This is a genomic window from Syntrophomonas sp. (genome assembly GCF_028707975.1).
In the GTDB taxonomy this organism is placed as follows: Bacteria; Bacillota; Syntrophomonadia; order Syntrophomonadales; family Syntrophomonadaceae; genus Syntrophomonas.
This window is the reverse complement of the sequence record NZ_JAQVZX010000012.1, coordinates 21,494-37,985: the sequence shown is the minus strand read 5'-3', so window position 1 is coordinate 37,985 and position 16,492 is coordinate 21,494. Positions and strand designations below refer to the sequence as shown.

At 48.0% G+C, this 16,492-nt stretch carries 10 protein-coding genes and 1 pseudogene; 8 read left to right on the top strand and 3 right to left on the bottom strand.

Annotation, left to right across the window (positions count from 1 at the left end; translation table 11 throughout):
* The 7 genes and pseudogenes from PHP87_RS03125 to PHP87_RS03095 all read left to right on the top strand — a co-directional run.
* Positions 1-1,299: pseudogene (locus tag PHP87_RS03125) on the top strand (glycosyl hydrolase); the annotation flags it as partial.
* Positions 1,300-1,379: 80 nt separating this feature from the next.
* Complete coding sequence (locus PHP87_RS03120; RefSeq protein ID WP_277853136.1) at positions 1,380-1,790, top strand: holin family protein; 411 nt, start codon at positions 1,380-1,382, stop codon at positions 1,788-1,790.
* Positions 1,787-2,518 carry an N-acetylmuramoyl-L-alanine amidase gene (locus PHP87_RS03115; RefSeq protein WP_299918309.1) on the top strand — a complete coding sequence of 244 codons (732 nt, stop codon included), beginning with the start codon at positions 1,787-1,789 and terminating at the stop codon, positions 2,516-2,518. Before PHP87_RS03120 ends, PHP87_RS03115 begins: the two co-directional genes overlap by 4 nt.
* Positions 2,519-2,632: 114 nt before the next feature.
* Positions 2,633-2,836 carry an SHOCT domain-containing protein gene (locus PHP87_RS03110; protein WP_103908299.1) on the top strand — a complete coding sequence of 68 codons (204 nt, stop codon included), beginning with the start codon at positions 2,633-2,635 and terminating at the stop codon, positions 2,834-2,836.
* A gap of 60 nt (positions 2,837-2,896) precedes the next feature.
* Positions 2,897-4,453, top strand: a complete 1,557-nt coding sequence (locus tag PHP87_RS03105) for a recombinase family protein (protein ID WP_299918307.1) — start codon at positions 2,897-2,899, stop codon at positions 4,451-4,453.
* A 5-nt stretch (positions 4,454-4,458) separates the two neighbouring features.
* On the top strand, positions 4,459-4,890 hold the full coding sequence (locus PHP87_RS03100; protein WP_299918305.1) for a recombinase: 432 nt from the start codon (positions 4,459-4,461) through the stop codon (positions 4,888-4,890).
* Positions 4,877-6,445, top strand: a complete 1,569-nt coding sequence (locus PHP87_RS03095; protein ID WP_299918304.1) for a recombinase family protein — start codon at positions 4,877-4,879, stop codon at positions 6,443-6,445. Before PHP87_RS03100 ends, PHP87_RS03095 begins: the two co-directional genes overlap by 14 nt.
* Positions 6,446-6,538: 93 nt before the next feature.
* Here the strand turns inward: PHP87_RS03095 and PHP87_RS03090 are convergent, their stop codons facing one another.
* Entirely contained in the window at positions 6,539-6,958 is a 420-nt protein-coding gene (locus tag PHP87_RS03090) for an SMI1/KNR4 family protein (protein WP_299918301.1), read from the bottom strand.
* Between the two features lie 313 nt (positions 6,959-7,271).
* Positions 7,272-8,531: a 23S rRNA (uracil(1939)-C(5))-methyltransferase RlmD gene (rlmD, locus tag PHP87_RS03085; protein WP_299918298.1), complete on the bottom strand. Its 1,260-nt coding sequence runs from the start codon at positions 8,529-8,531 to the stop codon at positions 7,272-7,274.
* Between the two features lie 291 nt (positions 8,532-8,822).
* Between rlmD and PHP87_RS03080 the strand changes: the two genes are divergently transcribed.
* A complete protein-coding gene (locus PHP87_RS03080) occupies positions 8,823-10,364 on the top strand; it encodes a metallophosphoesterase family protein (RefSeq protein ID WP_299918295.1) in 1,542 nt (513 codons plus the stop codon).
* Between the two features lie 41 nt (positions 10,365-10,405).
* On the opposite strand, the gene PHP87_RS03075 is transcribed toward PHP87_RS03080, so the two are convergent.
* Complete coding sequence (locus tag PHP87_RS03075) at positions 10,406-16,492, bottom strand: S-layer homology domain-containing protein (RefSeq protein WP_299918292.1); 6,087 nt, start codon at positions 16,490-16,492, stop codon at positions 10,406-10,408.

Here is a 16,492-nt window from a genome sequence, read left to right as displayed (position 1 = left end):
AAGAACGGTATCAACATCTCCCTTGACGGTTCCTCGGTCGGCTTTTACGAAAACCGCCTATGGTGGCCGTATTGGAGAAGCACCTTCTGGGCGATTCTTGCCAAAGGACGCAGCATGTCGGCAGGCGAACATACCATCACCGTTGATGGCGGTGTGGTGGGCGCGCAGTTATATGGCTTTCGTCTTTGCTCATCGTTTTCTGAACAGCCCTCGGCAGGTTCGGCTACCTTTGAACTCTCTCCTCGTAGCTTCAAGGACGTGAACGGGAATATGGCTGTGCCGGACAAAGGCTTCAAGCTGACCACCGAGATTCTGCGGCGAAAACCCGACTCGGCTCTGGTGTGGTATGAGGACTTCCGAGATCCCATCACGCTGCAAAGCACTTACTGGACTACACTTTCAGGCAGTTGGGCAGTCTGGCGAAGCGATGAATATGCGTCCGGCAGGGTTTATTCACAGCTCGAAGGTAGTGGCCAGCTTGCCTGGAGATATGACGGTTTCTCCGACGTTCACCTTCGAGCACGGCTTGCTTTCCCTCATAACGGAAGCGGGCGCGCCGGGGTATTTATCGGCGACATCTTCTGTTGTATCAACATCGACACTGAGCGAGTGGAACTCTATCAAGACTCTATTTTGCTCGGCAGTTATGGTGCAGCTTACGCTAAAACACCTGCCACCGACATCCGCACAAACCCCAATATGTATCTCATTGAAATGAGGAAACGCGACAACAGTGTGAGGGTCTATTCCGGTAACAGTAACACCCTCCGCTTCACAGCCACGGTATCACCAGCAAGTGGTTATTGCGGCATTCAGTCGGATAATGAAATCAAGTGTGAACTTCTGCGTTTAGGCGATGCCTGGACTTACGAGCCGTATGAAGCCTTTGATGTAACAATGCCAAACGGTACTACCGAAAACTACGGCAGGATCGCCCGGAGTAGCGTGACATGGGACAGTGAATTCGAGGTATTCACGCTTACCTCAGATGTGGAGGAATCCGCTACCCGAAGCGAGGATATCTCTATGGACTATGACTTCGTGCATTCAGCAATGCTATACATTCCATGCAACGCTGACTACACGGCAAAATTTACGCCACGTGACATCAACGTCTGGTGTTCGAGGGTATTCCTCGGTGATGGGGATGGTTTTGGAATTGTCTACTACCAAGACGTGGACTCGATTGTCTACTGGGCAAATGAAGCGGCATACCGATGGCGGTTGCGTGGTTTTGCCCTATGGTCACTCGGTCAGGAAGACTTGCGGCTTTGGGAGGCACTCCCAAAACAGAGTTAAAGAGTAATCATTCATATTGGCATTCGCGCCTGCATATTCAGCAGGCGTTTTTTATGCAAAAAACAGGAGGTAAAACGAAAATGAAAGAGATTTGGAACTGGATTCAGGTTGCATTTGCAGCCATCGGAGGTACGCTTGGCTGGTTTTTGGGCGGATTGGACGGCTTCCTTTATGCGCTCATCGCCTTCGTGGTCGTCGACTACATCACGGGCGTGCTTCGGGCAATTGTGGAGAAAAAACTGTCCAGCAGAATCGGAGCGCAGGGTATCGCCAAGAAGGTAGCGCTATTCCTTGTGGTCGGCATTGGTCATCTCATCGACACCTATCTGCTCGGCGGCACGGGAGCACCACTTCGGACGGCGATTATCTTCTTCTACATTGCTAATGAGGGAATTTCTCTCGTTGAGAATGCCACGGCTATTGGGTTACCCGTGCCTGCCAAGTTAAAAGATGTGCTGGCACAGCTTCATGGAAAGGATGAACAGAAATGAATCTACGGAAATTGATATTCACAAACAACGCCTGCTACAAGGCTGGCAGGACTATTACTGTCAAAGGCATTATGGTTCACTCCACCGGCGCGAACAATCCGAATCTGCGTCGTTATGTGGGTCCGGACGATGGATTGCTTGGCAAGAATCAATATAACAACCACTGGAATCAAGACAAACCGGACGGTCGGCAGGTCTGCGTACATGGCTTTATAGGTAAACTGGCTGATGGGAGTATCGCTACCTATCAGACACTGCCGTGGAATCATCGCGGTTGGCATGGGGCTTCCGGCTCAAAAGGATCGGTCAATGACAGTCACACAAGTTTTGAAATCTGCGAGGATGGCCTAACCGACAAAGCCTATTTCAACGCAGTCTACAAGGAAGCCACCGAACTGTGTGCCTATCTCTGCAAGGAGTATAATCTCGACCCGATGGCAGATGGCGTTATTATCGGTCATTACGAGGGGCATAAACGCGGCATCGCCAGTAACCATGCCGATCCAGGTCACTGGTTTCCGAAGCACGGCAAGTCAATGGATACATTTAGAGCAGAGGTCAAAAGGCTACTCACGGCAACAGAACCGTCAAAGCCTCCCACCCCAACTGAACCGAAAAAGCTGTACCGTGTACAAGTCGGTGCTTACGCCGTCAAAGCCAATGCTGATGCCATGCTAAAAAGAGTCAAGGCGGCGGGATTTACGGATGCTTTCATCAAAACCGAATAACCAGCATATGCTGGTACGCAAGTGCCCCTCTTCTGTCTGTAGACGGTAGAGGGGCGCTTTTTATTTCCCCTCCGAATGGAGGAAAGCTGAGTGAACAACTTACAAAACCAAGGTATCAGCACAAGCGATATTAATGCTGTATCGGAAAAAAGGCCTGTACCGCAGGAACAAATGCAGCGTGAAGTCGATTATGTCAGGGCACAACAGATACTAACCGCAATGATGAATTGTGGACTTATTTCCTTGTCAGAGTTCAACAAGATAACCGAGCTAAACCGCAAAACTTTCTCACCATTATTAGCTGAGATTATGCTCTAAAACCGTTGATATAACTTGGTTTTGACGGTAACATGTGACACTGACCAAGGAGGTGAGAAATTGAAAAAGGTAACAAAAATAGCTCAAAATACAGTCGATATAGCTGAACAGTCCAAGCTCAGAGTTGCAGCTTATTGCCGTGTGTCTACCGACAGTGATGAGCAACTCGTCAGTCTGGATACGCAAATAAAACACTACAAAACCTACATCAATGCAAACCCTGAATGGGCGTTTGCAGGTCTTTATTATGACGAAGGCATCACCGGCACGAAAAAAGAAAAACGACCTGAGTTGCTTCGAATGATTACCGACTGTGAAGACAGAAAAATAGACCTCATTGTAACGAAGTCTATCAGCAGATTTGCTCGTAACACTACCGACTGTCTGGAGCTGGTCAGAAAGCTGCTTGCCCTTAATGTTTTCATTTATTTTGAGAAGGAGAATATCAACACAGGGTCAATGGAAAGCGAACTCATGCTGTCAATCCTAAGTGGACTGGCCGAAAGTGAATCGGTCTCCATCGCTGAAAACAACAAGTGGTCAATTCAGCGTCGCTTTCAAAATGGCACGTACAAGATATCCTATCCACCATATGGCTACGATAACATAGATGGTGAGATGGTCGTTAACGAGCAACAAGCAGAAATTGTTCGCTATATTTTCGCTTCAATTCTATCCGGTAAAAGCACTCATAAAATCGCCGACGAGTTGAACAACCGAAAAGTACCCACTAAAAAAGGTGGCCGCTGGACAGCAACAACAATCCGTGGAATGGTGGGGAACGAAAAATATACAGGAGATGCAATTTTTCAAAAAACCTATACCGATGTCCATTTCAATCGCCATAACAACAGGGGTGAGAAGGATCGGTATCTGATCAAAAACCATCATGAGGCAATTATCAGTCATGAAGATTATGAAGCTGCTCAGGATATTATCGAACAGCGTGGAAAGGAAAAAGGCTTAGAAAGGCAACATAAAAAATATCAGAACCGATACCCCTTTTCAGGAAAAATCATCTGTGGTCAGTGCGGCGGGACGTTTAAGCGTAGAATCCATTCAAGCGGAAAACATCGAATTGCTTGGTGCTGCTCCACTCATATCGTAGATATCAAAAAATGCTCTATGAAATATGTGCCGGAGTCCGATTTTGAATACGCATTTGTCACCCTAATGAACAAGCTTATATTTGGGCACGAATTTGTACTCAAGCCGTTACTCATCAGTCTGCGTGGGATGAATTCAGATGAGACTCTGGAAAGCATTCATGCGATTGACAAGAAACTCGAAGAAAATGTGGAACAGCGAAATGTACTGGTTGGGCTGATGACCAAAAAATATCTTGAGCCTGCCGTTTACAATAAGAGCAACAATGCGCTGTTGCAAGAGGCAGAACGCCTACGCCGTCAAAAAGAATCCATAACTCGATTTTTGAATAATGACTTTCAGAACCTAAGTGAGGTCAGTGCTTTGCTGCAATATGCTACCAAAGCATCGATGCTGAAGGGCTTTGACGGGGACATTTTCAAACGCTTTGTAGAGCGGGTTGTTGTGTATTCCAGGTCGGAGATTGGATTCGAGTTTAAATGCGGCATTACACTCAAAGAAAGCTGGTGAGATAAGTGAGTCAAACACCACTTGGCTACCGCATTGAAAACGGAAAAGCCGTAATTGATATAGAAGCTGCCAAGCAGATAAAAACCTTATTTGATTCCTATTTGTCCGGCGATTCACTGGCAACTGCTGCAAAGAAGGCGGGTATCACTGCCTTCCACGCGGGAATCGGCAGAATGCTTCGTAATACGCGTTATCTTGGCGACGACTATTACCCCGCCATAATCGACCCGAACACGTTTACATCCGCCGAAGCGGAACGTGTCAGGCGGGCGGAGAAACTCGGTCGTATTTATGAACCAAATGAAGAAACAACGGTCGTCTATCCTACTGCTTTTCATGTAATAGAAGGAAGAGAAGAATTCGACGGCCCCTTTGCACAGGCGGAATACGCCTACAGTTTAATCGAAACGGAGGTGAACAAGAATGGCAGTAAGTAAAAGCGTCACCGTGATTCCTGCAAGGAAGCATGCCCGAAAAGGTGCAGACGAAGAAAAGCCCAAACTCCGGGTTGCGGCATACTGCCGTGTTTCCACAGACAGCGATGAGCAGGCTACCAGTTATGACACGCAGATTGAACACTATACCACCTACATACAAGGTCACCCCGACTGGGTACTGGCGGGGATTTTTGCGGACGACGGTATCTCCGGTACCAATACTAAGAAACGCGAAGAATTTAACCGCATGATTGACGAGTGTATGGCCGGTAATATCGACATGATCATTACAAAATCCATCAGCCGGTTAGCGCGAAATACACTGGACTGTTTGAAATATATCCGTCAGCTCAAGGAGAAAAACATTCCCGTTTATTTCGAGAAGGAAAATATAAACACCATGGATTCCAAGGGCGAAGTCCTGCTCACAATTATGGCATCCCTTGCCCAACAGGAAAGCCAGTCATTGAGCCAAAACGTAAAGCTGGGTCTGCAGTATCGTTACCAGCAAGGTGAAATTCAAGTCAACTGCGCTCGGTTCCTCGGTTACACCAAGGATGAGAATAAGCGTCTTGTGGTTGTGCCCGAGGAAGCTGAAATCATCAAGCGCATTTACCGAGAATATCTTGAGGGTGCCAGTATGCTGAAAATCGCTCGCGGTTTGGAAGCGGACGGTATCATAAACGGTGCGGGCAGGGAACGCTGGCACACCAGCAACATAAATCAAATCCTGCGAAACGAAAAGTACATCGGCGACGCGCTTTTGCAGAAAACATATACGGTTGACTTCCTAACAAAAAAGCGGATCAAGAACAACGGTATCGTTCCTCAGTATTACGTGGAAAACAGCCACGAAGCCATTATTCCGCGTGAAGTATTCATGCAGGTGCAGGAGGAACTTGTCCGCCGCCGTATTGTTCACACAAGTCCGAATGGCAAGACCAGAACCTTCAGCAGCAATCACTGCTTTGCGCAGATAGTCTTCTGCGGCAACTGCGGTGAAGTGTTCCGCAGGGTGCACTGGAACAACCGTGGTAAGAAATCCATCGTCTGGCGGTGCGTAAGTCGCTTAGAAAATACAGGCTTGTTCTGCGATGCCCGCACAGTACTGGAAAGCACCATCGAGCAGGTGCTTGTCACCGCTATCAATCAGGCACTTTGCGACAAAGACTCTTTCCTCACTACTCTACGCGATAATATTGCCACCGTGATAAATCGAGAAAACGACAAGGGCTTGGCAGATATCGATAAGCGGTTGGAGGAACTACAAACGGAGCTGCTGAAGCTGGCTACCTCCAATGCCGATTATGATAAAGTCGGTGATGAGATACACCGACTGCGTGACCAGAAACAAAAGATGCAGCTTGAAAGTGCTAACCGTGATGAACTCAAAAAGCGCATGGCTGATATGAGCACATTCCTAAAAAAGCAATCCACCGCCCTCGCTGAATACGACGAGCAGCTTATCCGCCGGCTGATCGAAAAAGTCAGCATCTATGAGGATAAATTTATTGTGGAATTCAAGTCCGGCGTGACGGTGGATGTAAATGAATAAGCTAAAAATAAACAAGGCACCCTACGGATAACAATGTAGTGTGCTTTTTTTCTTAACAATCCAATCAAGCAAAACCGAATGAGTAATGATGCATTATATTTCGTCGTTGTAGTATTTTTTTATGGCATCTTCTAAGTTGTTTGCTTTCCAGATGCGATTATCATATTCATGTTCCCATATAAACACATTATCATCTCGTACTCCATCTTGGGATGTAATCGGGTAGCCATAATAATCGCCACAGCCATTGCCTCCAAAAAATAATAAGCAGTCAAGAGGCATAAAACAATCAAGTTTTCTTACAGATAGATTTGTTTTGATGATTTGCTCCGTAGAAAAAACGAACCAGTTATCCCCATTTATTTCGAGAAGCAGTTCCTTCAAATCAGTGGGCAATTTGCAGTCTAACACTTTTTCAACCTCAGCAATCTGTTTTTGTGTTGCCGGAGTATTTGGTTTAATGTAATCATGTGTACCCGTTAATTCCTTATATAATAAATTCCAAACGCTCATTTGGCCACCTCCCTATATTATGTAAGTTTGTTGCAACATTTTTCTTAGTTTCACTAACAACCTATTTTATGCGTACATCCAACCTGACCACACAACCTCAAAAACTTCCGAAAAAACATCTAACCTGACCACTCGCGGATGCTGACATCTAACCCGACCACTCGCCGAGCTATGACATTCAACCTGACCACTTGACTATCAAATAGTGCCTTTATGGACTTGTTTCCACGAAGCGATAGAATATCGTTTTCACTCAATGGGTTTCATATCCATATGTGCTAAAAACCTTGATATATAAGGGTTTCCCGCCCACTCACTCTTTGACCCGTGACATCAATACTACCGTCTCCACATGATAAGTCCGGGGGAACATGTCAATGGGTTGAATAAGAAGGGGGTGGTATCCTAACTGGCCGAAGAGGGCCAGGTCACGGGCCAGGGTGGCAGGATTGCAGGAGACATAAACAATTTCCCGGGGCGATATCCTGCTGCAGGCCTGAATCAATTCTTTTTTACAACCACTGCGCGGGGGATCAAGCACTATCACATCAATAGGCTCATCTATCCGTGCCACTGCTCTTTCGCAGAGACCGTGGATGAACTCTACATTGTATATGCCAGCTTCTATAGCATTACAACGAGCATCATGAATAGCCGGTTCATAGCTCTCCACCCCAATCACCCGCTCCGCCTGCCGGGCCAGATTGAGGGCTATACTGCCTACTCCACAAAAGGCGTCCAGAACTGTTTTACCGGAAAAATCGACCAATGAAAGGATAAGCCTGATCATCTCTTCGGCCTGGCAATGATTCACCTGGAAAAAGGCTTCCGGGGATAAAGCAAATTTCACCTGCCCCAGTTTGTCCAGCAGGCGCTGCGGGCCGGAAATATAGTGGCAGGTGTTTTTTTCTATGACCACCACCGAATCACTGATAGCACTAAGCTCTGGCCAGATCTCGGGTGCAGGCCAGCGTTGCAACCCCTTCCATATGAGCATGGTTGAATGATCCAGGGATGATTCTCGCAAGGTTATTTCGCTGCCAGGAGCAGGCTGGATTAAAGGTAAAAGAGCCTTTACCCTGGCTGTTAGGCAGTTCATTTTTTCTGAGATAAGCCGGCATTGGGAAATGGGAACCAGCTGACGGCTAGCCTCACGAAAGAAGCCGAGAACAGGCTCCTGCTTCCCCGTTGCGGCCATATGCCAAGTGACCTTGTTGCGATAATGCCAGGGCTCCGGCATTGACAGGACCGGTTCGACCACGGTAGCGATCTTGGCGATACGCTGAATCGCATCCTTTACTACCTGGCGCTTCAGAACCAGTTCCTCTTCATACTTCGCATGCTGGTAGGCACAACCGCCACATTCATAATAATGAGGGCAGAGCGGAGTAAGGCGGTAGGGTGAGGCTTCCAGCAGTTGCACTAACTGCGCCCGGGCAAAACGAGCCCGATTATCCGTAATGACAATTTCCACCACTTCACCGGGTAGGGCCTGTGGTACAAAAACGGCCTTTCCGCCAACGCGGCCTACCCCTTCACCTTGATGGTTTATCCCCTCAATAGAACAGCGCAAAATAACCTCCTGCAGGGGCCTATCTTGACATATATCTATAACCCTTATTGTAGGCTTATTGTACTACCATTAGACTACGTAGTCCATTATTGTAAAAATTCGAAACTTTCATCTCTTAACCGGGTTACTGGGATGGATTTTTTTCTTATACCTTAACTAACTGTGTTTAGGAAAAGGTCTCCAGAAAAATAAGGCTTATTTTCATGTTATACTGAAAAAAAAAGTATCAACAGGCCTGGTAAAGCAGTAAAATAAGAATGTCGGAGGAGATTGTTGGAGGAGGAATTTCCAGTGAGGCTAGCTCAGAAAGCAGAATTTAATTCAAGTAAACTATTCTTGCTTAAAATACTTGTCATTCTTTTAACTGCTCTGCTTGGGGCTATACTTGCTGTTTGGCTGTTGGGTAGCACTACCTTTGACCTCGAAGTTATTGAATTTCGAGCGGGCTTAACTCCGGGCCGAAGCGGTATAACGGAACTGCACTTTCCCCCCTTTGGGGTTGTCGAAGCTAAAACCCATCAGGGACCGGTGAAACTGGTAATCAGCCTGGAACAGATAAGAAGTGACACTCTCAAGTCGCATATAGATAATCTGCCGGATCAAAAACAACTGGTAGAACAGCTGCAGAGCAGCGCCCGGAATAAAATAACCGTCTTTGCCCTGCGTCAGGTGGCAGTAGCATTTCTGGGTGCCTTTTTGCTGGTCTTTTTAATCTGGCGTCCTGGCCTGCTCAAGTCCTTACTTTATACTACTGCATCTACGCTAATATTAATATTAATCCTGGCTGGAGTATTCCGTTCCTATGATACGGCAGCCTTTCGCGAGCCGGAATATAAGGGTGTTCTTAGCATGGCTCCGGTAGCGATAAAATTCGCCAGTGATTCCCTTAGTGATTTACAGAAGATTCGTGACAACACCCGGCAAATTGTATCCAATCTGGGCCTGCTTTTTTCCAGTTCCAATAGCCTTCCAGTTATGGCCAATCCGGAGGAACAAGGCCAGGTAGTTAAAATATTGCTGGTCAGTGATATACATTCCAACCCGGTGGGAATTGTATTGTGTAAGAGTTTGGCGGCCCGCTTTAAGGTTGACTTCCTGATAAATGCGGGTGATTTAACTGATATGGGCTCACAATTAGAAACTGGTGCTACCCAGGATCTGGCCACAGTGGGTGTACCCCAGTTGTTTGTGGGCGGAAACCATGATAGTCCAGGAACCATCAATTTTATTACTGCTCTGCCTGACAGCCAGGTTTTAAACGGGGAGATGATTACCCTTAAAGGGGTTAAGGTCCTGGGTTTTGCAGACCCGTTATCAGCATCAACAGCTGTAGAGTATGAGAGTCCGGAAGCAGAACGGGAAAGCTTAAAAGAGCAGGTAAGCAGGATTAAGGAGGCGGTTGCGGCCCAGGGGCGTCCCGACATACTGGTAGTGCATAATTACCGTCTAGGGAAAGAGATTGCCCCGCTGGCCGGCCTGGTGGTGGCCGGGCACGACCATCGTATAAGAATAGAAGAGGGGCCGGACGGGGTTTTTGTTGACCCTGGAACTACCGGGGCTTCCGGCTTACGAGGCTTATATTCGGAAAAGGGCATTTCCTATTCCGCAGCTATTGCTTACCTGCTGCCAGGTTCCGGTTTACTGGCAGTAGATATGGTTCAGTATAATCCGGTTTCCCATCAGTTTTCCCTGGAAAGACAGGTATTCCAAAGCACAGAATCTGATCTGGTCCCGGATCAAGATGCTGACCAACACCATACCCAAACCGATACGAAAAGTCAGCAAACGAGACACTTCAAACGAAGCGCCTCGTTTGCGTCCCAATATATTTAATTAATTCTTAATTCTTTTTTCCCAGCAGGTTATGCAGCGCATCAAGGTTTGTTTATCTTTACATTTGCTGCCGGAATCCAGACGCCGTCTTTTTCATTGGCAAAGGTATAATATTCTTCCTTTGTTAAAATATCTGTCAAACGTTGGATTGACGCGCCACCCAAATCATATTCACCGGGTACGCTTATGTTCTTTGTGGCACCTATGCTCGCGCCCCCGTCTGTCGCCGTCAGCTCAAGCTTATTAATAATCTTATCGCCGGAGAATACGGCATCTCCGTTAATCCAAAGCCCTTTCCCGGCTGTAATGGTCACATCAGAAGCATCGACCGTAAATCCGAAAAGAAATCCTGCCGGGCCGTCACAATTCATACCCAAAAGGCTGTTTTGGATGCCAAGCGACCCAAACATGAACCCGCCGCCTTCTGAGGTAATGGCAATGTCGGAATACACAAAGCGGCACACAGACTGCTCCTCTTTACCCACATCTGCGAACAGCACGGATATATCGATGCCTTCGCCTCCTGCTGCGTCAATTTTTAAATCCAGGGTATCAAATGTCAGGCTGTTCGAGGTGTAAATCACCTTACCCCCTGAAGTGCCGATATGCAGCGAGTCTTCGGTTTTATTTGTACCGACAAATGTGGTGGGACGCTCAATGCGCATGACATTCCAAGCTTCTTCTGATTCAATTTTGAAAGCGCATTTTCCCTTAATATTGACGGTCAAATGGCTGCCGCTGCTGCTTTCCTTAACATTTATGCTGTCAAAATACTTGCTGACTGAGATGTTCAGATCTTTGAAGGTAATGGAGCTTGCCGTGTCGTCAATGTCAACGTATACGCCGCTGCCTGTTCCGCTGAAGGTCAGCCCATCCCCTGTAATCGTAAGAACGGGAACAACGTTTCCGTCAAGCGTTTCGACCATTTTGTAGGTATAGCCGGTGAGACTGCTCACACTGATATCCTCGGTCACATCTCCGTCTGTTACATTAATTCCGCTCACCGGCAGCGGCGTATCCTTGGGAACGGAACGGTAGTTTGCCGTATATGTGCAGTTACCGGTAACAGTTTCCAAGGCCGGACTCCAGGCGGTGAACTCATATTTAATATAATCATTCTCTGCTTTGACCGGAGGATCAGCAGGGGGGACGATTACATCGCCGTAACGATAGGTCTGGGTAACGGTTCTTGCGCCGCCCTCAAACGAACCGCTGCCTGCGTTAAAGGTGATGGTGTAATCGTCATAAACCTGTTTGTACTTCGCGGTAATGGTCATATCCTGTGTGAATTTTTCCGGGAGAGCTTCCGACCAGCCATCGAACTCATAATGGTAATCGGGATTACCCTCGGGGGGGGTGAGGGCACCTATACTTACCAAAATATTTGTATTCTCTTCGTATTTGCCAGTAACGGTTTTTATATTCGTACCATCGGAGAACTTCCCGTTTCCGGCGCTGACCGTTACGGTATACTCTCTTGCAGCCGGCGTGTAGACCGCCGTACAGGTCATATCCTTTTGGACAACGACATCATCGGTCAAGCCGTAGGTATTTCTGTCCTGATCCCTCCAGCCTGTCAGCGTATAGGTGTACTGGTTATCCGCAGCCTTAACAGGGGCGTACGAGGATAAATTCACGCTGGAACCATAGGTAAGCCGGAGGGAAAGGCTTGTGCTTCCATCGGGGAAAGTGGCTCCTTCTCCAGCGTTGAAGGCGGCAGAATACTCCGGAACGGAAGAGACGACCCATACCGCGTTCCAGGTTTGGATATGCTGCTTATCCTGTGAGTAATCTACATCCCAGTGATGGAATTTGTAGAATACGCCGTCCTTAAGCACCGGCTTGATCGTGAGGACATTGTTGGCTTTCTGGAAGTTCTCCACATATTCCAGATAATCCAGATAGGGGATCATACCGGAGTCGGCGGCGCTGCTGCCGTCAGTAAAGGTTCCCATGTCTGTTCTGAATATTATCTGATGTTGTGTGAATTCAACAGCAAGAAAATAATTAGTATTACATGTGGCCGGGGGCAGCTGGTCATAAGCGTATTTCGCTGCGGCACCGCTACTGTTGCTCCATCCATTAATCTTGCAGCCGGGATAGCTCTTTTGCTGCGGGGGCAAAGGCATCGTGCCGTAATCAAAAAAGAATGTTTCACTATCATACCAGATATCGAAATTTTGCCCATAAGCTGTGTATTGCATCCTGGGGTAGTGGAACGTGATGTATTCTCGATTTATTTCATACTCCGCTACACTGTTGAACAGGACATACATAGTTTTTTGATTCTCTTTGAACCTTTCGCGGCACTCATCCAGTGTGCCGGTAAATGTATAGACCGCCTGCGTTTTGTCGTATCCGGTATGGAATACACTCCTATGTTTCCAATATTTGTGCAAATGATCGAATAAATCAAGCGTCAGCACCTTAGCATTCAGCCCCGGAATTTTCCCATCATCACTATAATTATAAAGCCAAACCCTTCTCTCCCAGTGTTTAAAAGTGCGTTCCGGACCAGGCGACTGATAGTCTGAGGTGGTAGGCACCGTGTCGCCGCATTCAGCGGCATATATCTCATAGTGCCACTGTCCGTCACGCATGTACATATAGGATACCAGCACCTGCAGCTTCGTCATATTTACCGTATAAGTGGTATCCTTCCAAATGGCAACGTCCCAGTCGTTTTCATATCCGGTTATTTTTGCGTCCTGGAGCCAGGAAGACAGGTCGATAGAACCGGGGACATAACCCGCAAGCACGGATTTTGTGAGCACGGTCTTTTCTCCATCTAGATTGATCACATAGGTTGCCTTCACGGGGTTTAGGTTGACCATTTTGGGGTCAATGCTGGGGTCCACCCATACGAGCTTGATCTCATTATAGGTATAGCCCTTTTCCCGGCTGCTGAAGCAGAGGTTGTCGCCACCGTAATAAACCTGCACCGTAGCGTCCAGGCGCTGGGTACCCTTCTCCACACGGACATCGTTATACGTTCGGCCGAAATATTGTGGCTGGACACTGATATGATTCTCATCAGACCAATCGATCATCCATGGGTTGGATACTTTGAACTTGAATTTACTAAGCTTGGAATAATCGCCCTTAACCAGTTCTCCGGTGGTAAGGTCAAGCATCTCACAGTCCAGCAGACCGCTGTTGCTGATATAGTAGTCGTTTTGGTTGAACACCACGGTATTGCCGGCGTTCTTGAATCTGTACAGCACATACCGGTTGCCCAGGGTATAAATAGGAAATTTCATATCCAGAACGGAAAGCTCCGCCTTTACCTTGAATAACTTCGACTCGGCAAAGAGTTTCAGTTCTACATAGATGCCGATTTCCATGTAGATTCCGCCGTTCATGTTGATGTCGGGGGCGGCACCGGTTTTGAGTAAATGAAGCTGCAAAAAGCCGTACAGATCCAAATAGGCGCCCACTTCTCCCCTAAAGCCGACTCTGCCCAGAGATTCTAGGCCATAGAAATTGACGCTTACGGTAAGCCTTACCCCGGCCTTGACTCCCAGATAGCCCACACAGTATAAGTCGAGGCTTTGCCTGCCATCGCCTTCGAGCGCGTACTTATACGTTTCCAGAGGATTACTTATACTGCCCCTGATTCCTATACGGTTGGCGGACATGAGGGTGCTTTGGGCCGACAGGCCCACCGCGAGATTCAGCCGGATAACGAAGTCCCCCTTCTCCTTCACCTGCAGGATGGGAATCGGCATTTTGATATCCTGCGCCTGGTCGAAAAGATTTACTTCCACAAGGTCGATATAATCGCCCTTTGACCCCAGTACCTCCCTGATGATTTCGGGGACGCCGGAATTGTCCTTTGTGAAACCGGAGATAAGCTTATTAATTTCAGCGGTGATATCTAAAAACTCCTCGTCTACGTCCACTGTCTTGACAAGGACGTTGAATTCCACATCCGTCTGCGAGTAAGTGTCGATCCAGGCGTCAAAATAGATCAGGCCGGTTTCCTTTCCCGACGAAAGAGTAATGTATTCCTTGAAGGTAAAGTCGGACTTCACCTGGACTTTCTTGATCGTCGCATTGTAATTGAATTTTATGGTCAGCACGACCCAATTGTTGTTGACCGCGCCGGGGAAGTTGGTGTTTTTGGCCGTGCCGATGGATGCGGAGACGGTTAATCCCGAGACCAGGGCTTTGACGGCGACAGAGAATTTATCATCGTTTTCGCTGGGCTGGGCAAATGACGAGGAAGCTCCGGAGGCCAATGTAGATGCTGACTGGGTTGTATCTGCCGACGAAAGCAAAGCCGCCATCGTCTGGCTTTCATTGAGCGCAACCGCCAGAAGCTTGGTAAATTGCAGCGTGCCCTCGCTGGTTTTCAGATCCTGCTCAAGCTTTTCCACATTAATGGATTTGGCCAGTTTATCCGGGTCTATATTTTCCTGCAAATAAACGTCAAGCTGCTTATAGACATCGTCCACGTTGCTGGCTTCGGTAAACAGCATGACGCGCTGCGGGTCTTTTGAATCCGTGTCTACAATGCTCAGCACATTGCGGATCTTCGAGTTTTCGTTGAGAATTCCCTGCCCGTTTGGATCAAGCTCGTCCGTTAAACATATGGTGGTTCCAACCACTATTTTCTTGTCGCCGGCCAAAGCCTGCGGCAGGCTGTACACACCGCTGTCGATTACATTTACTTGATTCCAGAGAAGATATACGATGCCATCCTTGAATTGAACATTATAGGTTTCGGGCTTTTTAATGCTGAAGGCAATGGTGCGGATTTCTTCTTTTTCATTACTGAAGCTGATATCCACGTCTATCAGGGAAAGCTCGTAGGTATCGCCCGGAGTGTAAGTGTAGGGCGCTTTGGGCGAAATGACATAAACGTTACCGCCCTTACTCGTAACGGTAACATCAGGGATTTCATCGCCGTTAACTTTATCCATAATTGTTATGTAATCATCCAGATTGCTGTCGGTGATGGTTTTCGGAGACAAAATATCAAAACTGATTTCAGCGGGGCAGTCCGGTAAAAACTTGACCGGATCGATGTATTCCTTATAGTTATAGTCCCTGTCGGCATAAGACGCGTAAAGGGTTATACTCTCTGTGATAGGGGCATCGGAATAGAAGGGTTCGGTCAGATTGCTGTCCCTATACCAGCCCGTAAAGGTGCAGTCGTCCTTGAGGGGGATTAACACATCCCGAAACTTGCCTCCCCGGGGCACCGAAACCGGAGCCATCGCGGTACCGCCGTTGGTTTCAAAAGATACTGTCAGAGAATCACCCGAGCCTGGGCCCGAGTCGGAACCGGAGGAAGAGTCGGTGGTAGGCATGGCAGGCATGACAGGGGCAGGCACGGCAGGTTGTTCAGGGTTGTTGACCACATTATCCGAAAACCTATGTAGCATCACCGCGAGCTCCGCGCGTATGGCGTTTCCTTGCGGGTCAAAGAGCATACCATTATCCCCCGGCTTGCCTGTGATGACGCCGATCATGCTGAACCACATGGCGCCTTCCAAAGCCCAATCCGAGATTTTATCCTTGTCGGCAAAGTTATAGCCGCCTGTTATTTTGCCGGCAGGTCCCTTTCCGATCAGCCGCGCATATCTCAGAAGAATTGTCGCCGACTGTTCGCGTGTGACATTATCGTCCGGCGCGAAACGGTTACCGCCCACGCCGCTGGTTATACCGTTCGCCGCTGCCCACGCCACCGCGCTGCTGTACCACGATTCTTCCGGCACATCAGTAAAAACGTTGGGCAGACCGGAGGTAACCGGGCTTCGCGCAAGATGGTACAGAACTGTGACCAGCATAGCCCGGGACATGGGCATATAAGGACTGAACAGCGGTGATTCCGTGCCGGTGCCGCTCATCAGGCCACTGTTGTAAACAAAACCTACATCATCAAAAAACCAGTCGCCGGGCTCCACATCCCCAAACGGATTTCTAAACGCAATTGTGCCGCCGTCCGCGTTATTGGTAGGCGACTGTCCGGCCGGATTGCCGGCAGTGTCACCTGCCGCCACAACGGAAAGCTGTGCGGGTGCAGCTGAACTGTTGTCTGCCAATACATCCAACGGTAGCATGGTTATTGCAAACATAACGCAGAGCAGCAAGCTTATAATTCGTTTTTGCGCCTTTTTCAT

Excerpts from the sequence above, each read along its gene's own strand:
- PHP87_RS03120 (WP_277853136.1), top strand. The coding sequence starts at position 1,380 with ATGAAAGAGATTTGGAACTGGATTCAGGTTGCATTTGCAGCCATCGGA.
- PHP87_RS03115 (WP_299918309.1), top strand. The coding sequence starts at position 1,787 with ATGAATCTACGGAAATTGATATTCACAAACAACGCCTGCTACAAGGCT.
- PHP87_RS03095 (WP_299918304.1), top strand. The coding sequence starts at position 4,877 with ATGGCAGTAAGTAAAAGCGTCACCGTGATTCCTGCAAGGAAGCATGCC.
- PHP87_RS03090 (WP_299918301.1), bottom strand. The coding sequence starts at position 6,958 with ATGAGCGTTTGGAATTTATTATATAAGGAATTAACGGGTACACATGAT.
- PHP87_RS03075 (WP_299918292.1), bottom strand. The coding sequence starts at position 16,492 with ATGAAAAAGGCGCAAAAACGAATTATAAGCTTGCTGCTCTGCGTTATG.